Annotated in this window: 16 protein-coding genes; 2 read left to right on the top strand and 14 right to left on the bottom strand. The window is 71.8% G+C overall.

Translation table 11 applies throughout. The features are described from left to right. Positions 1-32: 32 nt before the first annotated feature. Positions 33-2,174 carry an MMPL family transporter gene (locus tag ACZ7EG_RS36390; protein ID WP_471088549.1) on the top strand — a complete coding sequence of 714 codons (2,142 nt, stop codon included), beginning with the start codon at positions 33-35 and terminating at the stop codon, positions 2,172-2,174. Here the strand turns inward: ACZ7EG_RS36390 and ACZ7EG_RS36395 are convergent. Together ACZ7EG_RS36395 and fmt are read right to left on the bottom strand one after the other, a co-directional pair. Further along, positions 2,155-3,573 carry an RsmB/NOP family class I SAM-dependent RNA methyltransferase gene (locus ACZ7EG_RS36395; protein WP_471088551.1) on the bottom strand — a complete coding sequence of 473 codons (1,419 nt, stop codon included), beginning with the start codon at positions 3,571-3,573 and terminating at the stop codon, positions 2,155-2,157. The genes ACZ7EG_RS36390 and ACZ7EG_RS36395 overlap by 20 nt on opposite strands. Positions 3,574-3,759: 186 nt before the next feature. Next, the gene (fmt, locus tag ACZ7EG_RS36400) at positions 3,760-4,692 is read right to left on the bottom strand and encodes a methionyl-tRNA formyltransferase (protein WP_471088553.1); all 933 of its coding nucleotides are present in this window, start codon (positions 4,690-4,692) and stop codon (positions 3,760-3,762) included. A gap of 324 nt (positions 4,693-5,016) precedes the next feature. Here fmt and ACZ7EG_RS36405 point away from each other — a divergent pair, with 324 nt between their 5' ends. Continuing rightward, the gene (locus ACZ7EG_RS36405) at positions 5,017-5,562 is read left to right on the top strand and encodes a hypothetical protein (RefSeq protein ID WP_471088554.1); all 546 of its coding nucleotides are present in this window, start codon (positions 5,017-5,019) and stop codon (positions 5,560-5,562) included. Between the two features lie 233 nt (positions 5,563-5,795). Here the strand turns inward: ACZ7EG_RS36405 and ACZ7EG_RS36410 are convergent, their stop codons facing one another. The 12 genes from ACZ7EG_RS36410 to ACZ7EG_RS36465 all read right to left on the bottom strand — a co-directional run bounded on the left by ACZ7EG_RS36410 (position 5,796) and on the right by ACZ7EG_RS36465 (position 20,999). Continuing rightward, complete coding sequence (locus tag ACZ7EG_RS36410; protein ID WP_471088556.1) at positions 5,796-7,961, bottom strand: primosomal protein N'; 2,166 nt, start codon at positions 7,959-7,961, stop codon at positions 5,796-5,798. 343 nt (positions 7,962-8,304) lie between these two features. Beyond that, complete coding sequence (metK, locus tag ACZ7EG_RS36415) at positions 8,305-9,513, bottom strand: methionine adenosyltransferase (protein WP_344454672.1); 1,209 nt, start codon at positions 9,511-9,513, stop codon at positions 8,305-8,307. Positions 9,514-9,749: 236 nt separating this feature from the next. Beyond that, positions 9,750-10,952 carry a bifunctional phosphopantothenoylcysteine decarboxylase/phosphopantothenate--cysteine ligase CoaBC gene (gene coaBC / locus ACZ7EG_RS36420; protein WP_471088559.1) on the bottom strand — a complete coding sequence of 401 codons (1,203 nt, stop codon included), beginning with the start codon at positions 10,950-10,952 and terminating at the stop codon, positions 9,750-9,752. A 114-nt stretch (positions 10,953-11,066) separates the two neighbouring features. Beyond that, positions 11,067-11,339 (bottom strand): DNA-directed RNA polymerase subunit omega, encoded by a 273-nt coding sequence (gene rpoZ / locus ACZ7EG_RS36425; RefSeq protein ID WP_003988945.1) that lies wholly within the window; start codon positions 11,337-11,339, stop codon positions 11,067-11,069. A gap of 68 nt (positions 11,340-11,407) precedes the next feature. Then, positions 11,408-12,001 (bottom strand): guanylate kinase, encoded by a 594-nt coding sequence (gmk, locus tag ACZ7EG_RS36430; RefSeq protein WP_471088561.1) that lies wholly within the window; start codon positions 11,999-12,001, stop codon positions 11,408-11,410. 58 nt (positions 12,002-12,059) lie between these two features. After that, positions 12,060-12,383 (bottom strand): integration host factor, encoded by a 324-nt coding sequence (locus ACZ7EG_RS36435; protein WP_003977346.1) that lies wholly within the window; start codon positions 12,381-12,383, stop codon positions 12,060-12,062. A gap of 277 nt (positions 12,384-12,660) precedes the next feature. Continuing rightward, positions 12,661-13,506 (bottom strand): orotidine-5'-phosphate decarboxylase, encoded by an 846-nt coding sequence (gene pyrF, locus ACZ7EG_RS36440; RefSeq protein ID WP_471088563.1) that lies wholly within the window; start codon positions 13,504-13,506, stop codon positions 12,661-12,663. Continuing rightward, positions 13,503-14,609, bottom strand: a complete 1,107-nt coding sequence (locus ACZ7EG_RS36445; protein WP_471088565.1) for a quinone-dependent dihydroorotate dehydrogenase — start codon at positions 14,607-14,609, stop codon at positions 13,503-13,505. The genes pyrF and ACZ7EG_RS36445 overlap by 4 nt, the downstream gene beginning before the upstream one ends. A 70-nt stretch (positions 14,610-14,679) precedes the next feature. After that, complete coding sequence (gene carB, locus ACZ7EG_RS36450; protein ID WP_471088567.1) at positions 14,680-17,988, bottom strand: carbamoyl-phosphate synthase large subunit; 3,309 nt, start codon at positions 17,986-17,988, stop codon at positions 14,680-14,682. Then, the gene (carA, locus tag ACZ7EG_RS36455; RefSeq protein ID WP_471088569.1) at positions 17,981-19,123 is read right to left on the bottom strand and encodes a glutamine-hydrolyzing carbamoyl-phosphate synthase small subunit; all 1,143 of its coding nucleotides are present in this window, start codon (positions 19,121-19,123) and stop codon (positions 17,981-17,983) included. The genes carB and carA overlap by 8 nt, the downstream gene beginning before the upstream one ends. Further along, positions 19,120-19,689, bottom strand: coding sequence for a PH-like domain-containing protein (locus ACZ7EG_RS36460; protein WP_471088571.1), 570 nt, complete (start codon positions 19,687-19,689; stop codon positions 19,120-19,122). Before ACZ7EG_RS36460 ends, carA begins: the two co-directional genes overlap by 4 nt. Further along, entirely contained in the window at positions 19,686-20,999 is a 1,314-nt protein-coding gene (locus ACZ7EG_RS36465; RefSeq protein WP_471088573.1) for a dihydroorotase, read from the bottom strand. Before ACZ7EG_RS36465 ends, ACZ7EG_RS36460 begins: the two co-directional genes overlap by 4 nt. Between the last annotated feature and the right edge of the window lie 3 nt (positions 21,000-21,002).

Here is a 21,002-nt window from a genome sequence, read left to right on the forward strand (position 1 = left end):
CCTTGCGGGGCGCTTCCGCTGAGGGGGATGACATGAAGCAGGGCGTCGCGCACCTCGTCTGCGGGCGGCGGGCCAAGTGGCTCGTGCTGGTCTTCTGGGTGGTCGTGCTGGTCGTCGCCGCGCCGCTGGCCATGAAGCTCACCGACGCCCAGGACAACGACGCCGCGTCCTGGCTGCCGGGGTCCGCGGAGTCGACGCAGGTGCTGCAGATCTCCGAGGACTTCCGGCCGGAGCAGATCCCGGCGGTGGTCATCTACGCGCGGGAGAGCGGCCTGACGCCGCAGGACCGTGCGGAGATCGCCGAGGACGTGCGGCAGCTGAAGCAGCTCAGCGACCACGGCATCATCGGTGAGCGGACGCGCGGGCCGGTGTTCGACCGGCAGGTCGACCCGCGGGCGGCGCAGGTCTTCGTGCCGATCCTGATGGACGAGGAGGGCTGGGAGCGGATCTCACCGGCCGTGGACTCCATCCGCGACGACGTGGGCACGGGCGGCGACGGGTTGTCCGTGCACATCACGGGCCCGGGCGGCACGTCGGCGGACTTCGCCGAGGCCTTCGAGGGCATCGACTCGACTCTGCTGCTCTCGGCGATGGCGGTCGTCATCGTCATGCTGCTCATCACCTACCGCAGCCTGACCCTGCTGCTGGTCCCCCTGATCGCGGTGGTCTGTGCCCTGTTCACCGCCCAGGCACTGATCTACCTGCTGGCCGAGCACGGCGGCCTGACGGTCAACGGCCAGAGCGCAGGCATCCTCACGGTGCTGGTCTTCGGGGCGGGAACGGACTACGCCCTGCTGCTGGTGGCCCGCTACCGGGAGGAACTGCGCCGGCACGAGGACCGGCACGAGGCGATGGCCCTGGCCCTGCACCGCGCCGGCCCCGCCGTGCTCGCCTCCGGCGCGACGGTCGTGCTCAGCATGCTGGTGCTGCTGGCCGCCGAGATGAACTCCACGAGCGGCCTGGGCCCGGTGGCGGCGATCGGTGTCGCCGTCGCGGTGGTGGCGATGATGAGCCTGTTCCCGGCCCTGCTGGTGATCTTCGGCCGGTGGATCTTCTGGCCGGTGGTCCCGCACTACGGCACGCCCGATCCGACCGAGCGGGGCGTCTGGGCCCGCACGGGCCGTCGTATCGCCAACCGCCCGCGGATGATCTGGGCCGTGACGGCGCTCGCGCTGGCGGTCTGCTCGCTGGGCCTGATCCAGCTTCGCGCGGAGGGCATCGGCAACGCGGACGCGTTCACCGGGAAACCCGACTCGATCACCGGCCAGGAGGTGTCGGCGCGCTACTTCCCGGCGGGCAGCGGCGACCCCCTGGTCATCGTCAGCAACCAGGCGCAGGCCGTGCAGGTGGGCCGCACCGTCGCCGGGACCCCGGGTGTGGTCCCCCAGTCCCTCGGTCTGCCACCCGGCACCAAACCGTCCTTCGAGGGCAAGGTGCTCTTCGAGGCCACCATGACCGCCCCCTCGGACAGCGAGGCCGCCAAACAGACGGTCGAGCGGGTGCGGGACGCCGTGCACGCGGTGCCGGACGCCGACGCCAAGGTGGGCGGCGGTACGGCGGCCCTGCTGGACATGGACAAGGCGACCACGCACGACAACATGCTGATCATCCCGCTGGTGCTGGTGGTCGTCCTGCTGATCCTGTGCGGCCTGCTGCGCGCCCTGGTCGCCCCACTGCTGCTGGTCGGGACGGTGATCCTGTCCTTCGCGGCGGCGCTCGGCATCAGCGCGCTCGCGTTCCGGTACGTCTTCGACTACGCGGGCGAGTCGACCGACTTCCCGCTGTTCGTCTTCGTCTTCCTGGTCGCCCTGGGCATCGACTACAACATCTTCCTGACCACCCGCATCCGCGAGGAGGCGGCCCGCCAGGGCACCAGAGCGGGCGTCGTCACGGGCCTCGCCGCCACCGGCGCGGTCATCACCTCCGCCGGTCTGGTCCTGGCCGGTACCTTCGCCGCCCTCGGCACCCTCCCGATGGTCGCCTTCGCCGAGATCGGCTTCACCGTCGCCCTCGGCGTCCTCATCGACACCTTCATCGTCCGCTCGGTCCTGGTGACCGCGCTGTTCCTGGACGTCGGGCCGAAGGTGTGGTGGCCGCACCGGCTGGCGCGCCACGACGGCGGCACACCGGACCGGGCGGCCGTGACAGCGGGAGTCAGCCGGTCCGGCGAATGAGCGCCAGATACATCGCGTCGGTCCCGTGCAGATGCGGCCACAGCTGCACATCGGGCCCGTCGCCCAGGTCCGGTACGCCGGGCAGCAGCGGCCGGGCGTCGACGAGGTCGGTGTCCGGGTGCTGCTTGAGCACGTCGGCGACGACGGCCCGGGTCTCGGCGAGGTGCGGCGAGCAGGTCGCGTAACCCACGACACCGCCGACCCGCACCGACTCCAGGGCGGTGCGCAGCAGCCCGCGCTGCAGCGGCGCGAAGCCCTCCAGGTCCTCGGGGCGGCGCCGCCAGCGTGCCTCGGGGCGGCGGCGCAGGGCGCCCAGGCCCGTGCACGGCACGTCGACCAGCACCCGGTCGAAGCTGCCGGGCCGCCAGGCCGGGCGCGTGCCGTCGGCGGCGATCACCTGATACGGCCCGGGATTGCCGTCCAGCGCCTTCGCGACGAGGCCGGCGCGATGGGTCTGCTTCTCGGAGGCGACGAGCAGGGCGCCCCGCTCGGCAGCCAGCGCGCCGAGCAGCGCGGCCTTGCCGCCGGGCCCCGCGCATCCGTCCAGCCAGCGCCGGTCGGGCCCGTCCAGGGGCGCGTTGGCGAGGGCGATCGCGACGAGCTGGCTGCCCTCGTCCTGTACGCCCGCGCGCCCGTCCCGCACGGCCGCGATGGCGCCCGGCTCCCCGCCCTCGGTCAGCCGCACGGCATAGGGCGACCAGCGGCCCGGTACGGCGGCGTCCTCGTCGAGCAGTTCCTCCGCGGTGGCCCGCCCGGGCCGGGCCACGAGCGTGACCTCGGGCCGGTCGTTGTCGGCGCGCAGCAGCTCCTCGACGCCGTCGCGCCCACCGCCGAGGGAGTCCCACAGCGCGGACACGACCCACCGCGGATGGGAGTGGACGACGGAGAGATGGTCCTCGGGGTCCTCGTCGTAGGGGGGCGCGACCCGCTCCAGCCAGCCGTCCAGATCGTCCTGCGCGACCTTGCGCAGCACGGCGTTGACGAACTTGGCCCGCCCGTCGCCGAGCACGACCCGAGCGAGCTCGACGGTGGCGGACACCGCCGCGTGCGTCGGGATGCGGGTGCCGAGCAGCTGGTGCGCGCCGAGGCTCAGCACATCCAGCACCGGCGGGTCGACCTCCCCGAGCGGCCTGTCCACGCAGGACGCCAGGACCGCGTCGTACGTCCCCTGGCGACGCAGCGTGCCGTACACCAGCTCGGTGGCGAGCGCGGCGTCCCGGGCATCGAAGTCGTCGTTCTCCCGCGCTTTGCGCAGCAGCGGGGGCAGTACGAGGTTGGCGTAGGCGTCCCGCTCGTCCACGGCCCTCAGTGCCTCGAAGGCGAGGATGCGGACGGGGTCCTTCTTGGGCCTGCGGTAGGGCTTGCCTGACGTGCGGGCTCGACGGGGCTGTTCGCTCACGAAAAAGGTGCTCCGGGGGTGAGAAGAAGTGCGCCGTCCAGCCTACGCCGCCGGGTGCGGTCGGGAGCCGCCAGCGGGGTGCCGGCCGCGTGAGCGGGCCTGCCCCGGCTCATCCTCCGAGCTGCTCCCCCTCGCCGATGCGCACCCCGCGAGGGGTGCCTGCCGCGTGAGCGGGCCTGCCCCGGGTCATCCTCCGAGCTGCTCCCCCTCGCGGATGCGCACCCCGCGCGCCCAGTCCGCCGCCCGCATCGGCTTCTTGCCCTGGGCCTGCACCCACAGCAGCTCGACAGCGTACGAGCCGGTGCCCGCGTACACGTTGTTCTTCCCGGCGGCGATCCGCCCCGGGGCGAGGTCCGTCCGGTCGGGAACGGGGGTGACCTGGATGAGCTTGAGCCGCTCACCGCGGAACGTGGTCCACGCGCCGGGGGCCGGGGTGCAGCCCCGCACCATCCGGTCGACCCGCAGCGCGGGCGCACTCCAGTCCAGGTGCGCGTCCTCGACGTTGACCTTCGGAGCGAGGCTGATCCCGTCGGCGGGCTGAGGTACGGCCTTCAGGGTGCCGTCCTCGATGCCGTCCATGGTCGCCGCGAGCAGCCCGGCACCGGCGAAGGCGAGCCGCGTCAGCAGGTCCCCGCTGGTGTCGGTGGCCCGGATCTCCTCCGTCACCGTCCCGTACACCGGACCGGAGTCGAGCCCCTCCTCGATCAGGAAGGTCGACGCCCCGGTGATCTCGTCACCGGCCATGATGGCGTGCTGTACGGGCGCGGCACCGCGCCAGGCCGGCAGCAGAGAGAAGTGCAGATTGACCCAGCCGTGCGCGGGGATGTCGAGGGCCACCCGGGGCAGCAGCGCCCCGTAGGCGACGACGGGGCAGCAGTCCGGCCCGATCTCCCGCAGCCGCTCCAGGAACTCGGGGTCCTTCGGCTTCGCGGGCTTCAGCACCTCGATCCCGGCCTCCTCCGCCCGCTCGGCGACGGGCGACGCGACGAGCCTGCGTCCGCGCCCGGCCGGCGCGTCGGGCCGCGTGACGACGGCGGCCACCTCGTGCCGCCCGGAGGCGAGCAGAGCGTCCAGAGCGGGAACGGCGACCTCGGGTGTACCGGCGAAGACCAGCTTCATGGGGTGGTGGGGGCCTCTCGGGCGGGGACGATGACGGGCAACGCCCAAGTCTATGAGCCGGAAACGGAAAGCCGCCGACAGCGCTCGACCCCCATGGGAGACCCGGGCCGGCCGGCTGACGGTTTCGGGCGGCGCGCGAGCGGGAGACATGAGCCGATGGCCGAAGGCCGAGGCGCACAACCCGCGCAGACAGGCGCACGCATGTACTCCCACGCCCCCACACCGTGACCCGCGGAGCGAATCCGCGTTGGTCAAGACAGAGTTGACCACAACGGGCCGCGATCGCGGCCCATTCCTTTCAACGCCGGTTCGAGAGGCTTGTTCATGGCCGACCACGCAACCCACGACGCCCAGGCTCGGGCCAGCCTGCACTTGCTGGTGCGGGACATCGAGCGGGTCCGCCGGCAGGTGGACGCACTGCGCACCCTGACCGCGCAGTTGGGCAACGTCTACCGCCCGCGCCGCTCCGGCTCCTCCACGGGCTTCGTCGTCTACGGACGCGCTCCCGCCCCGACGGTACGTCTCGCCCAGGAGCTGCGGGACAGTGTCGAGACCCTGGTCACGGCGGCCGTGGACTTCGACCGCTCACTCGGGTTCTCGTGGGACGCGGTGGGCTCCGCGCTCGGAGTCACCAAGCAGGCGGTCCACCGCCGTTACGGCGCCCGCCGCGCCACGGCCCAGTCGGCCGCGCCCGAGCCCGAGCGCACGCCGGAGCCGACGGGCGGCCGCTCGGTCAATGTGACGACCGGCCTGCCCACGGTTCCGACGGTCCCCGCGGCCCGTTCCATGCCCACGCAGCCGACGGCCGGCAGCCCCGCTCTCCGTGACGAGGTCAGGCCGACGGTTTTCCCGGGCCCGCGCAACGGCTGACGAACGCGCCTCTGCCCTGCCCTCTCGGACCGTTTCCGGGAGGGCGGCCGCGTATCCGGCCGGAACCCGCCGGACGACTCCCGCCACCGCTGCCACACCGCACTCGGCGGCCACCCACCGATCAGCCGTGTGAACAACGCTTCAGGTCAACGAACCCAGCGCCTGACCTGGCATGAGCGGCGCCGACCACTCCGTCGTCCGCAGCGATTCCTCGTGCCGGTCCGAGGGGACGCTCATCCGATGTCGGCCGGGTCGATCCGCACCCAGACCCCGGCACCGGTTCCCGCCCCACCGCCGCTCCCCCGGGCCATCCGGGCGGCCTGTGCGGCTTTGAGTGCGGCGGCCAGCGCGGCGCCCCTGCCCGGCGGCACCCGCAGCAGCGCCCGCTCCCACTGCTCGCCGGGCGGCGGCGCCCCCGCCCTGCGAGGTCGCCCGGGCGCGGGGACGGGCAACGGCACCGGCCCCAGCACCTCGGCCTCGGGCGGCAGTTCGGCCGCACCGAGGAATTCGGCCACCGCATCAGGCGGGCCCGACACGGCCGCCATCCGCGACACCGGCGGAAACCCCAGCTCGGCCCGCTCGGCGAGTTCCCGCACCGCGTGACCCACGGGGTCCCAGCGGACGAGCGCCTGCACGGGCCGCAGTGTCGGCTCGGCCACGACCACCACCGTGCCCCCGGCCGACTGCGGCCGGACCAGGGACGCGGCCGCGATCCACCGCCGCAGCGCGTCCTCCCCTGCCCGCAGATCGGGCCGCCCGAGCATGGCCCACCCGTCGAGCAGCAGCGCCGCCGCGTACCCGCCCTCGGCGACCGGCTCGGCCCCCGGTGTGCTCACGACCACCGCGGGCGCCCCCGGCACCGTGTCGAGCACGTGTTCCCGCCCCGAGGTGCGTACCGGTACGGCGGGGAAGGCCCGGCCCAGTTCCTCGGCGGTCCGCCGGGCCCCGACGACCGAGGCGCGCAGGCGGAACGAACCGCACTCGGGACAGTGCCAGCCGCTCTCCTCGCGTCCGCACCACCCGCAGTTCAGGGCACCGCCGTCCGGTGCCTCCAGCGGCCCGGAGCAGTGCCGGCAGCGCGCGGGCGCCCGGCACTGGGCACACGCCATGCGCGGCACATACCCGCGGCGGGGCACCTGCACCAGCACCGGGCCGTGCCGCAGGCCGTCCCTGACGGCCTGCCAGGCGAGGGTCGGCAGCCGGGCGGCCCGGGCGGCCTCGTCCCGGGCGAGATCCTGGTCCCCGACGGTCCGGACGAGCGGAGCGGCTCCCCGCACCTGGTCCCGGCCGGCGACGAGCGGCCGCGCCCAGCCGCTCTCGACGAGCTGCGCGGCCTCCACCGTGCAGCTCCAGCTCCCCAGCAGGAAGCCGCACTTGTCCTGGGCGGCCCGCAGCAGGAGCACCTCGCGGGCGTGGGGCTGCGGGGCGTGCTGCTCACTGTGGCTGTCGTCGCCGTCGTCCCAGAGGGCGACCAGGCCGAGATCCTGGACGGGCGCGAACATGGCGGCCCGGGTCCCGATCACGGCCCGTACGGAACCGCGCCGCACCGCGAGCCACTGCGCGTAGCGCTTCTCGGGGCCGGCGTCGGCGGTGAGCACCGCGTGCCGCCCCTTCCCCAGCAGGGAGGTCAAGGCGGCGTCGACCCGTGCGACCGCCCGCCCGTCGGGCAGGACGGCGAGCGCCCCCCGCCCGGAGGCCAGCGTCCCGGCGACGGCCCGGGCCAGCTCCTCGCTCCACTGCGGCCCGGGCAGCGCGTTCCACACGGCCCGGGGCGCTCCGCCGGACACCAGGGACTCCAGGAAGGCCGCCCCACGCTCGTACCGCTGCCAGCTTCCCGCCTCGGGCGCCGGAGGCGGTGGCAGCGGGTCGGGTGAGGGCCGCTGCTCGGCTCGGGCGTTGCGCGGCGGGACGGCGAGTTGCAGGACGTCGGCGAGGCTGCCCGCGTACCGGTCGGCGACCGCCCGGGCCAGCCCCAGCAGTTCCTCGCTCAGCACCCGCTCGGGCGACACGACCTGGGCGAGGGCGGCCAGCGGCCCGGAGTAGTCGGACTCGGCCAGCCGCTCGACGAGGAATCCGTCGATCAGTCCGCCGCCCTCGCGGCGCCCTTCGCGCACGCGGTGCCGCCCGGCCCCGAACCGGACCCGCACGCGCACGCCCGGCTGGGCGTCCGCGTCCAGCTCCTCGGGCACGGCGTAGTCGAAATACCGGTCGAGATGGAGCACGCCCTTGTCGACGAGGACCCGCGCGACGGGCCGTTCCTTGGCGAGCGCGGCCCCCCGCCAGGTCCGCGGCTTGGCCCGGGGCGTCTTCGCCTTGCGCACACTGTCCCGGATGAGCGCGAGCTGCTCGGGCGGCGCACCCTCCGCGCCCCCGCCCGACTGTCCGTTCTCGCTGCTCACGCCTGCATTCTTACCAAACAGCACTGACAACCGGCAGCGCCCGAGTTCCCCGGCGGCGACGGCGTTCACTCGCCTTGGACCACTCGGCCACGCCTGCGGGCACGGCCCGGCCGGCGGCGGGATTCGAACCCGCGGGGCTCCTGAGAGCCAGAAGTATCCGTCGCCTTCGCACCGGGCGCCCCGGCACGCCTCCAGCGTAGGGACCGCCCGTCGCTGCCCGCGAACCGTTTTGCACGCCGCCAGGGGGAGGAGAGGGGCGGAGGAACAGGGCCCCCCGGCTGCACTACGAGGCCCGGCTCCCCGAAGGGGGCCGGGCCTCGTCACGATGCCGTGGGACCGGGGACTACAGCCCCGCGGCCTTGCGCAGCGCGTCCACGCGGTCCGTCCGCTCCCACGTGAAGTCGGCGAGCTCGCGGCCGAAGTGGCCGTACGCCGCGGTCTGGGAGTAGATCGGGCGGAGCAGGTCGAGGTCGCGGATGATGGCGGCCGGACGGAGGTCGAACACCTCGTCGATCGCCTTCTCGATCTTCTCCGTGTCGATCTTGGCGGTGCCGAAGGTCTCGACGAACAGACCCACCGGCTCGGCCTTGCCGATCGCGTAGGCGACCTGGACCTCGCACCGGGTGGCCAGACCCGCGGCGACCACGTTCTTCGCGACCCAGCGCATCGCGTACGCGGCGGAGCGGTCGACCTTGGACGGGTCCTTGCCGGAGAACGCGCCACCGCCGTGACGGGCCATGCCGCCGTAGGTGTCGATGATGATCTTGCGGCCGGTCAGGCCCGCGTCACCCATGGGACCGCCGATCTCGAAGCGGCCGGTGGGGTTGACCAGGAGACGGTAGTTCTCCGTGTCGAGCTTGATGCCCTCGTCCAGCAGCGCCTTCAGCTCCGGCTCGACGACGAACTCCTTGATGTCCGGAGCCAGCAGCGAGTCGAGGTCGATGTCGGAGGCGTGCTGGGAGGAGACGACGACGGTGTCCAGACGGACCGCCTTGTCGCCGTCGTACTCGATGGTGACCTGCGTCTTGCCGTCCGGGCGCAGGTAGGGGATGGTGCCGTTCTTGCGCACGTCGGACAGGCGCTTCGACAGACGGTGGGCCAGGAAGATCGGCAGCGGCATCAGCGTCGGCGTCTCGTCCGTCGCGTAGCCGAACATCAGGCCCTGGTCGCCGGCACCCTGCTTGTCGAGCTCGTCCTCGTCGCCTTCGACACGGGACTCGTACGCCGTGTCCACACCCTGGGCGATGTCCGGGGACTGGGCGCCGATGGACACCGACACGCCGCAGGACGCGCCGTCGAAGCCCTTCTTGGAGGAGTCGTAGCCGATCTCGAGGATCTTGTTGCGGACCAGCGTCGCGATGTCCGCGTACGTCTTGGTCGTGACCTCGCCGGCCACGTGCACCAGGCCGGTCGTGATCAGGGTCTCGACGGCGACCCGGGAAGACGGGTCCTCGCGCAGGAGCGCGTCGAGAATGGTGTCGCTGATCTGGTCAGCGATCTTGTCGGGGTGACCCTCGGTCACGGACTCCGAGGTGAAAAGGCGACGGGACACAACGCTCCCTGAGGTTGCAGCGGCTGCTGGCTGATCATTGGCGGACGGCGGGGGCTGCACCCGGCGCCGTCCGTGGAACAGTTTACGGGTCACGCTTCGGCCACGGTCCCCCTGTCTCGCCACTCGGGAGTGCTGTGACCTGCGGCACGGGCATTCTGCCCAATGGCGAGCGACGTTGGCCAGAGGCGCCACGCCCCGGTCGACCCGTTTTCGAGCGGGTACACGGCGATCGGACCTCAGCGCAGCCGCTCGGCCACCAGGTCCCACACCGTTTCGGCCAGAGCTTCCTTGGGGCCGTGCGACACGGCGGTCTCGCTGCCGTCGGCGCCGAGCACGACCGCCTCGTTCTCCTCGGAACCGAAGGTCTTGCGCTCCCCCACCTCGTTCACGACCAGCAGGTCGCAGCCCTTGCGCTTGAGCTTGGTGCGGCCGTTGGCGAGGACATCGTCCGTCTCCGCGGCGAAGCCGACGATCACCTGTCCGGCGCGGGCCCGGTCCGCGGAGATCTCCGCGAGGATGTCCGGATTCCGCACCAGGGTGATCGGCTCGGGTTCCTGGCCGTCCTTCTTCTTGATCTTTCCCGACGCGTACGCGGCCGGACGGAAGTCGGCCACCGCGGCCGCCATCACCACGGCGTCGGCGTCGGGTGCGGCACGCAGCACCGCCTCGCGCAGCTCCACGGCGGTACCGACCGGGACGATGTCGACGCCCGCCGGGGCGGGCAGGGTGCTGTTGGCCGCGATCAGCGTGACGCGGGCGCCTCGGGCGGCGGCGGTACGGGCGAGGGCGTAGCCCTGCTTGCCGGAGGAGCGGTTGCCGAGGAAGCGGACGGGGTCCAGGGGCTCGCGGGTGCCGCCGGCACTGACGACGACATGCCGGCCCTCGAGGTCGGGCTCGGTGACGCCCCGCGCCAGCACACGGCGGCAGACCTCGAAGATCTCGCCCGGGTCGGGCAGCCGGCCCTTGCCGGTGTCGACGCCGGTGAGGCGCCCCACGGCCGGCTCGATGACGAGGGCGCCACGGCGGCGCAGCGTCGCCACGTTCTCCTGGGTGGCCGGGTGCTCCCACATCTCCGTGTGCATGGCGGGCGCGAAGACCACCGGGCAGCGGGCGGTGAGCAGCGTGTTGGTGAGGAGGTCGTCGGCGAGGCCGTGGGCCGCCTTGGCGAGCATGTCGGCGGTGGCGGGGGCGACGACGACCAGGTCGGCGTGCTGCCCGATGCGGACGTGTGGGACCTCGTGCACGTCGTCCCACACCTCGGTGGAGACGGGGTTGCCGGAGAGCGCGGACCAGGTCGCGGCGCCGACGAAGTGCAGCGCGGAGGCGGTGGGCACCACGCGCACGTCGTGGCCCGACTCCGTCAGCCGCCGCAACAGCTCACAGGCCTTGTACGCGGCGATGCCCCCGCTGACCCCCAGAACGACCTTCGGCTTGTCCACGTCTCTCCCCGGACCTCGGCAACCGGCACACCGTACGACTCCATGACACACCACAGGCCCGGCAGTCGGCCTGCCGGGCCTGTGGATAAGTCAGCGTCAAGCTGTAGATCCTATTTACTGCGCCGGGCCCTCGACGGCCTCGGACGTCAGGAGCCCCGCGTTGATCTCGCGGAGGGCGATCGAGAGCGGCTTCTCGTGGACGTGGGTGTCGACGAGAGGACCGACGTACTCGAGGAGACCCTCGCCGAGCTGCGAGTAGTACGCGTTGATCTGGCGGGCACGCTTGGCCGCGTAGATCACGAGGCTGTACTTCGAGTCGGTGGCCTCGAGGAGCTCGTCGATCGGCGGGTTGATGATGCCCTCGGGCGCGGAGATGGAAGAGGACACGCTCTACCTTCCGATGGATGGGAAAGATTCTGTCGGGGTGATCGGCCGGCCGGAACGGCCGGCGATGGTCACACGACGTCCATCAAGGCTAGCAGCTCGCGCGCCACGTCCTCGACGGAGGTGTTGACCAGGGTGGTGTCGAACTCCGGCTCGGCCGCGAGTTCGATCTTCGCCGCGTCGAGCCGGCGCTCGATCACCTCGGGCGGTTCGGTGCCCCGCCCGGTGAGTCTGCGCACGAGCTCCTCCCAGGAGGGCGGAGCCAGGAACACCAGCTGGGACTCGGGCATCGACTCCCGGACCAGGCGGGCGCCCTGCAGGTCGATCTCCAGGAGCACGGGTTCGCCGTTCTCCAGTCGCTCCTGCACGGCCGCACGCGGCGTGCCGTAGCGATTGCCGGCGAACTCGGCCCACTCCAGCAGTTCCCCGTTGGCGATGAGCTTGTCCATCTCGTCGTCGGAGACGAAGAAGTAGTGGACTCCGTGCTGCTCGCCGGGGCGGGGCTTGCGGGTCGTCGCCGACACGGAGAGCCAGACCTCGGGGTGTGCCTTGCGCATATGGGCGACGACCGTGCTCTTGCCGACCCCGGAGGGGCCGGAGAGCACGGTCAGCCGCGGACGTACGTCCGGGGGTACGGGGGACGTCCCCCGGGGTGTTGCAGCCATGCAGCGATTATCCAGCAATCGCGGAGTGCCCGGGACTCGCTTCCCCGGACTGCCCGGTTCAGGAGCCGGTGCTGCCGAACTCGCGCTCCAGGGAGGCGATCTGGTTGGAACCGAGGCCACGCACCCGGCGGCTCTCGGAGATACCGAGTCGCTCCATGATCTGCTTGGCGCGGACCTTGCCCACGCCCGGCAGCGACTCGAGGAGGGCGGAGACCTTCATCTTGCCGATGACGTCGTTCTCCTGGCCCTGCTTGATGACCTCGTGAAGGGAGGCGCCGGAGTGCTTGAGTCGATTCTTGACCTCGGCCCGCTCCCGGCGAGCCGCGGCGGCCTTTTCGAGCGCGGCTGCGCGCTGTTCAGGGGTAAGGGGCGGAAGAGCCACGCCTACGTCACCTCGGATGTCGAACTGTCGGATACGGACCGGTGAGGAACCTAGTCGCCCCACACCTGGGGAGCCACGAGCAACACACGCTTGCCCGTTCTCTCGTCGGAGACTAGCGGGCAAGTCCGCCGGAGTCATTGAGAACAGCGGAAAAGTCCTGGTCAGCCTTCATCTGAACGGACATTTAGGACATACTGCCCCGGATTTGAGGATGTATTCAGGCTCAGAGCCGTTCCGGACCACTCATCGGAGGTCTCACCGGGAGGTCCGGACCGCCTCACGAGGACGTCACGGCCTGACGGATCTCCTCCGCGAACCGCTCCGCGGCGTCACGCAGAGCGACCGCGTCGGGACCGTGGCGTAGCACTCCGCGGCTGACGTTCGGCACGACGTTGCGCACCGCCGCACCGAAGACCCCGGGAAGATCGGCCGGCTTGGCGCCCTGGGCGCCGATACCGGGCGCGAGGAGCGGGCCGTTGATGTCCAGGTCGTACGTCGACAGATCACCGAGGGTGGCGCCGACGACCGCGCCGAAGGACCCCAGGGGCTCCTCCCCCGTGTTCTCGGCGGCCAGGTGCGCGAGCATCGTCGCTCCGACGTTCCGGCCGTCGGAGCGAACGGCGTGCTGGACCTCGCCGCCCTCCGGGTTGGACGTCAAGGCCAGCACGAACAGTCCCGCGCCGTTCTCCCGGGCCAGCGCCACGGCCGGGCTGAGCGATCCGTAGCCGAGGTACGGCGAGACCGTCAGGGCGTCGGAGAACAGCGGCGCGTCCTTGTGCAGGAAGGACTCGGCGTAGGCGGCCATGGTCGAGCCGATGTCGCCGCGCTTGGCGTCCATCACGACCAGCGCGCCCGCCGCCCGGGCCTCGGCGACCGACTTCTCCAGCACGGCGACGCCGCGCGAGCCGAAGCGCTCGAAGAACGCGCTCTGCGGCTTCAGCACGGCGACCCGGTCGGCCACCGCCTCGACGACCGTGCGGCTGAACCGCTCCAGGCCCGCCACGTCGTCGTTCAGGCCCCACTCGGCGAGCAGGGAGGCGTGCGGGTCGATGCCGACGCACAGCGGGCCGCGCTCGTCCATGGCCCGGCGCAGGCGCACGCCGAAGGGTTCGAGACCACTCATGCCGTCTTCCTCACGTCGGCGCCCACCGCGTCGGCGAGCGTGGCGTAGGGGCTCGTGGCCAGGCGTGCGGCGAGCCCCTTGTGGATCGCGCGGCCCCAGAAGGGCCCCTCGTAGATGAAGGCGCTGTAGCCCTGGACCAGCGTGGCACCGGCCAGGATGCGCTGCCAGGCGTCCTCGGCGTTCTCGATGCCCCCGACACCCACCAGGGTGATCCGGTCGCCCACGCGCGCGTAGAGACGGCGCAGGACCTCCAGGGAGCGTTCCTTCAGGGGTGCCCCGGACAGGCCGCCGGTCTCCTTGACCAGGGAGGCGTCGGACTTCAGGCCGAGTCCCTCGCGCGCGATGGTGGTGTTCGTGGCGATGATGCCGTCCAGTCCGAGCTCCACGGCCAGGTCGGCTACGGCGTCGACGTCCTCGTCGGCCAGGTCCGGCGCGATCTTGACCAGCAGCGGGACGCGGCGCGCCGGCACGGTGCGGTCGGCGGCCTCGCGGACGGCGCTCAGCAGGGGGCGCAGGGCTTCGGTGGCCTGGAGGTTGCGCAGGCCGGGCGTGTTCGGCGAGGAGACGTTCACGACCAGGTAGTCGGCATACGGCGCGAGCCGCTCGGCGGACTTCACGTAGTCCGCGACGGCCTCCTCCTCGGGGACGACCTTGGTCTTGCCGATGTTGACGCCGACGACCGGCTTGAAGACGGGCGTGCGGGAGGCCAGGCGGGCGGCGACACGGAGCGAGCCGTCGTTGTTGAAGCCCATGCGGTTGATCAGCGCGCGGTCCTTGACCAGGCGGAACAGCCGCTGCTTGGGGTTGCCGGGCTGGGGTTCGCCGGTGACCGTGCCGATCTCGACGTGGTCGAAGCCGAGCATGGCCATGCCGTCGATGCCGACGGCGTTCTTGTCGAAGCCCGCGGCGAGCCCGAAGGGGCCGTGCATGCGCAGGCCCATGGCCTCGGTGCGCAGCTCCTTGTACCGGGGCGCGAGGGCGGCCGCGAGGAAAGTGCGCAGCACGGGCACGCGGGCGGCCAGGCGGATCCAGCGGAAGGCCAGGTGGTGGGCCTGCTCCGGGTCCAGCCGCTTGAAGACGAGACGGAAGAAGATCTTGTACATGGTGTCCTCACGAGGACATGGCGTCCTCACGAAGAGGGGGACACCGTTTCCGGTGTCCCCCTCGGGGCTGCTAGTCGCGGGCCGCGGTCAGGTGTTCCGCGTGTTCCTGGAGAGATCGGACGCTCACGTCGCCGCGGTTGAGGGCGTCGATGCCCTGGACCGCCGCCGCAAGGGCCTGGACCGTCGTCAGGCAGGGCACGGAGCGCGCCACGGCCGCCGTACGGATGTCGTAGCCGTCGAGGCGGCCGCCCGTGCCGTACGGGGTGTTGACGATGAGGTCGACCTCGCCGTCGTGGATGAGCTGGACGATGGTCTTCTCGCCGTTCGGGCCGGTGCCCTCGGACTGCTTGCGCACGATCGTGGCGTTGATGCCGTTGCGCTTGAGGACCTCGGCGGTGCCGGACGTGGCGAGCAGCTCGAAGCCGTGCGCGACCAGCTCGCGGGCCGGGAAGATCATCGAGCGCTTGTCGCGGTTGGCGACCGAGATGAACGCGCGGCCCTTGGTGGGCAGCGGGCCGTAGGCGCCGGCCTGCGACTTGGCGTAGGCCGTGCCGAAGACCGAGTCGATGCCCATGACCTCGCCGGTGGAGCGCATCTCCGGGCCGAGGACCGTGTCGACGCCGCGGCCGTGGATGTCGCGGAAGCGCGACCACGGCATCACGGCCTCCTTGACGGAGATCGGCGCGTCGAACGGCAGCTCGCCGCCGTCGCCGGTGGCCGGGAGCAGGCCCTCGGCGCGCAGCTCGGCGATCGTGGCGCCCAGCGAGATCCGGGCGGCGGCCTTGGCCAGCGGTACCGCCGTCGCCTTCGAGGTGAAGGGGACGGTGCGGGACGCGCGCGGGTTGGCCTCCAGGACGTAGAGGATGTCGCCCGCGAGCGCGAACTGGATGTTGATCAGGCCGCGGACGCCGACGCCCTTGGCGATGCCCTCCGTGGAGGCGCGCAGGCGCTTGATGTCGAAGCCGCCGAGCGTGATCGGGGGCAGGGCGCACGCCGAGTCACCGGAGTGGATACCGGCCTCCTCGATGTGCTCCATGACGCCGCCGAGGTAGAGCTCCTCGCCGTCGTAGAGGGCGTCGACGTCGATCTCGATCGCGTCGTCGAGGAACCGGTCGACGAGGACCGGCCGCGAGGGGCTGATCTCGGTCGACTCGGCGATGTACGCCTCCAGGCGCGTCTCGTCGTAGACGATCTCCATGCCGCGTCCGCCGAGGACGTAGGAGGGGCGGACCAGGACCGGGTAGCCGATCTCGTCGGCGATGGCCTTGGCCTCGGAGAAGGTCGTGGCCGTGCCGTGCTTGGGGGCGGGGAGGCCGGCCTCCTTGAGCACACGACCGAAGGCTCCTCGGTCCTCGGCGGCGTGGATGGCCTCCGGGGAGGTGCCGACGATCGGCACGCCGTTGTCCTTGAGCGCCTGCGACAGGCCAAGCGGCGTCTGGCCGCCGAGCTGGACGACGACGCCCGCGACCGGTCCGGCCTGCTGCTCGGCGTGCACGATCTCCAGCACGTCTTCGAGCGTCAGCGGCTCGAAGTACAGCCGGTCGGAGGTGTCGTAGTCCGTGGAGACGGTCTCCGGGTTGCAGTTGACCATCACGGTCTCGTAGCCCGCGTCGCTCAGTGCGAAGGAGGCGTGGACGCAGGAGTAGTCGAACTCGATGCCCTGGCCGATGCGGTTCGGGCCGGAGCCCAGGATGATGACGGCCGGCTTCTCGCGGGAGGCGACCTCCGTCTCCTCGTCGTAGGAGGAGTAGAAGTACGGCGTCTTCGCGGCGAACTCGGCGGCGCAGGTATCGACCGTCTTGTAGACCGGGCGGATGCCGAGCGCGTGCCGGACCTCGCGGACGACGTCCTCACGCAGGCCGCGGATCTCGCCGATCTGCTGGTCGGAGAAGCCGTGCCGCTTGGCCTCGGCGAGCAGGTCGGTGGTCAGCTCGGGGGCCTCGGCCAGCTCGTCGGCGATCTCCTTGATCAGGAAGAGCTGGTCGACGAACCAGGGGTCGATCTTCGTGTAGTCGAAGACCTCCTCGGGCGTGGCGCCGGCGCGGATGGCCTGCATGACCGTGTTGATGCGGCCGTCCGTGGGGCGGACCGAGTCGCGCAGCAGCTGGTCCTTGTCGCCGGGCTCGCCGACGAAGGTGAACTGGCTGCCCTTCTTCTCCAGCGAGCGCAGCGCCTTCTGGAAGGCCTCCGTGAAGTTGCGGCCGATGGCCATGGCCTCGCCGACCGACTTCATGGTGGTGGTGAGGGTGGAGTCGGCGCTCGGGAACTTCTCGAAGGCGAAGCGCGGGGCCTTCACGACCACGTAGTCGAGCGTCGGCTCGAAGGAGGCCGGGGTCTCCTGCGTGATGTCGTTCGGGATCTCGTCCAGCGTGTAGCCGACGGCGAGCTTGGCGGCGATCTTGGCGATCGGGAAGCCGGTCGCCTTGGAGGCGAGCGCCGAGGAGCGGGACACGCGCGGGTTCATCTCGATGACGATGACCCGGCCGTCCTCGGGGTTCACCGCGAACTGGATGTTGCAGCCGCCGGTGTCGACGCCGACCTCGCGGATCACGGCGATGCCGATGTCGCGCAGGGTCTGGTACTCGCGGTCGGTGAGGGTCATCGCGGGCGCGACGGTGATCGAGTCGCCGGTGTGCACGCCCATGGGGTCGAAGTTCTCGATGGAGCAGACGACCACGACGTTGTCGTGCTTGTCGCGCATCAGCTCCAGCTCGTACTCCTTCCAGCCGAGGATGGACTCCTCCAGGAGGACCTCGGTGGTCGGGGAGAGCGTGAGGCCCTGGCCTGCGATGCGGCGCAGCTCCTCCTCGTCGTGGGCGAAGCCGGAGCCGGCGCCGCCCATGGTGAAGGAGGGGCGGACGACGACGGGGTAGCCGCCGAGCGTGTCGACGCCGGCCAGGACGTCGTCCATGGAGTGGCAGATGACCGAGCGGGCGGACTCGCCGTGGCCGATCTTCCGGCGTACGGCCTCGACGACCTCCTTGAAGAGGTCGCGGTCCTCGCCCTTGTTGATGGCCTCGACATTGGCGCCGATCAGCTCGACGCCGTACTTGTCGAGGGTCCCCGCCTCGTGCAGCGAGATGGCCGTGTTGAGGGCCGTCTGGCCGCCCAGGGTGGGCAGCAGCGCGTCGGGGCGCTCCTTGGCGATGATCTTCTCGACGAACTCGGGGGTGATCGGCTCGACGTAGGTGGCGTCGGCGATCTCCGGGTCGGTCATGATCGTCGCCGGGTTGGAGTTCACCAGGACGACCCTGAGGCCCTCGGCCTTCAGGACGCGGCACGCCTGGGTGCCGGAGTAGTCGAACTCGGCGGCCTGGCCGATGACGATCGGGCCGGAGCCGATGACCAGGACGGACTGGATATCGGTGCGCTTAGGCACGCTGGCCCTCCATCAGGGAAACGAAGCGGTCGAACAGGTAGGCGGCGTCGTGCGGGCCGGCTGCCGCTTCGGGGTGGTACTGGACGCTGAAGGCGGGGCGGTCGAGGAGCTGGAGCCCCTCCACCACGTTGTCGTTCAGGCAGACGTGGGACACCTCGGCGCGGCCGAACGGGGTCTCGGAGACCTGGTCGAGCGGGGCGTCGACGGCGAAGCCGTGGTTGTGCGCGGTGACCTCGACCTTGCCGGTCGTGCGGTCCTGCACCGGCTGGTTGATGCCGCGGTGGCCGTACTTCAGCTTGAAGGTGCCGAAGCCGAGCGCGCGGCCCAGGATCTGGTTGCCGAAGCAGATGCCGAAGAGCGGGGTGCCGCGCTCCAGGACGCCCCGCATCACGGAGACGGGGTGGTCGGCGGTGGCCGGGTCGCCCGGGCCGTTGGAGAAGAACACGCCGTCCGGGTTCACCGCGTAGATGTCCTCCACGGTCGCGGTCGCCGGGAGGACGTGCACCTCGATGCCGCGCTCGGCCATGCGGTGCGGGGTCATGCCCTTGATGCCGAGGTCGACGGCGGCGACGGTGAACTTCTTCTCGCCGATGGCCGGGACGACGTAGGGCTCGGTGGTGGCGACCTCGGCGGAGAGGTTCGCGCCCTTCATCTGCGGAGCTTGCTGGACGCGGGCCAGCAGTGCGGCGTCGTCCTGGACGGTGTCACCGCTGAAGATGCCGACGCGCATGGCGCCGCGCTCGCGCAGGTGGCGGGTGAGGGCGCGGGTGTCGATGCCGCTGATGCCGACGACGCCCTGGGCGTCCAGCTCCTCGTCCAGCGTGCGCCGGGAGCGCCAGCTGGACGGCACGCGCGCGGGATCGCGCACGACATAGCCGGAGACCCAGATCTTCCTGGACTCCATGTCCTCGTCGTTGACGCCCGTGTTGCCGACGTGCGGGGCGGTCATGACGACCACCTGGCGGTGGTAGGAGGGGTCGGTGAGGGTCTCCTGGTAGCCGGTCATACCGGTGGAGAACACCGCTTCGCCGAAGGTCTCCCCCACGGCCCCGTAGGCGCGGCCGCGGAAGACCCGGCCGTCCTCCAGGACGAGTACGGCGGGAGTTTTGGCGGCTCCCCTGGTGGAGGTGGTCATCGTTCGGCGCCTTCCCTGGTGTTCGTTTCGATCATGGAATTGATGGTCTCGACCCACTCGGTGTGCTCGGCCGCGTGCTCGGAGCGGAACCCGGAGTCGATCAGCCGGTCGCCGTGCTCCCAGGTGACGACGAGCAGGCCGCCCTCGGTGAGCACCTTGCCGGCGATGCCCTTGTCGAGCCGGGCCTCGCGCAGCGCCGCGGCCGGGACGAAGAAGTCGTCCGCGCCGGGGCGTACCACGTCGAGGCCGGTGTCCGTCAGGGTCAGCTCGGCTCGGCTGCGGGTGCCCAGGCCGTGCGCGACGATGCGGTCGAGCCACTGCCCGGCGGTGGTGGAGCCGTGGTAGCGGCCGCTCAGGGAGAGCTTCGCGGGGCCCGGGTCGTCCGGCGCGACGGGCAGCTCGGGCAGGTCGCCCTGGAGGGTGCCGCGCCACTTCCAGCCCTCGCGCATCAGCCAGTAGACGAGCGCGACGAACAGCGCGAGGCCGACGACCCAGCCGATGCGGGCGGCCCAGTCGGTCACTTGCGCCGATTCCCTCTCGGCGGCCAGCAGGAGTACAGGTGTCACGTGAGCTTCCCGTCGACGAGCGTGGCCTTGCCCCGCAGCCACGTGTGCGTCACACGGCCCGGCAGCTCACGCCCCTCGTAGGGGGTGTTGCGGCTGCGCGAGGCGAAGCCCGCGGGTTCCACCAGCCCACGGTATGCCGTGTCGACCAGGGTGAGGTTGGCGGGCTCACCTGCCGAGACGGGACGGCCGTGGCCCGTGGCCCGTCCGATCTGCGCGGGCTTGACGGACATCCGGTCGGCGACGCCGGCCCAGTCCAGCAGACCGGTGTCGACCATGGTCTCCTGCACCACCGACAGCGCGGTCTCCAGGCCGACCATGCCCATGGCGGCCGCGGCCCACTCGCAGTCCTTGTCCTCGTGCGGGTGCGGGGCGTGGTCGGTGGCGACGATGTCGATCGTGCCGTCGGCGAGCGCTTCGCGCAGGGCCATCACGTCGCGCTCGGTGCGCAGCGGCGGGTTGACCTTGTAGACGGGGTTGTACGTGCGGACCAGCTCGTCGGTGAGGAGCAGGTGGTGCGGGGTGACCTCGGCGGTGACCTGGATGCCGCGGGACTTGGCCCAGCGGACGATCTCCACGGACCCGGCGGTCGACAGGTGGCAGATGTGGACGCGGGAGCCGACGTGGTCGGCGAGCAGGACATCCCGGGCGATGATCGATTCTTCGGCCACCGCGGGCCAGCCCCCGAGGCCCAGCTCGGCGGAGACGATGCCCTCGTTCATCTCGGCGCCCTCGGTCAGCCGCGGCTCCTGCGCGTGCTGGGCGACGACACCGCCGAAGGCCTTCACGTACTCCAGGGCCCGGCGCATGATCACGGCGTCGTGGACGCACTTGCCGTCGTCGGAGAAGACGGTGACGCCGGCGGCGGACTCGTGCATGGCGCCCAGCTCGGCGAGCTTCCTGCCCTCCAGGCCGACGGTGACCGCGCCGATGGGCTGGACGTCGCAGTAGCCGTGCTCCTTGCCGAGCCGCCAGACCTGCTCGACGACACCCGCGGTGTCGGCGACCGGGAAGGTGTTGGCCATGGCGAAGACGGTGGTGAAGCCGCCGGAGGCGGCGGCGCGCGTGCCGGTGAGGACGGTCTCGGAGTCCTCGCGCCCGGGCTCGCGCAGGTGGGTGTGCAGGTCGACCAGGCCCGGCAGCAGCACCTTGCCGTCGGCCTCGACAACGGTCACATCCTGCGCGCCTCCGGCACGACCGGCGCCCTCGGCGGACAGCCCCGTGCCCACCTCGGCGATGGTGCCGCCGTCGATCAGGACGTCCTGCGGCTCGCCGCCGAGCACCTTCGCACCACGGATCAGGATCTTGCTCATCTG

The organism is Streptomyces sp. NPDC037100 (genome assembly GCF_055606225.1).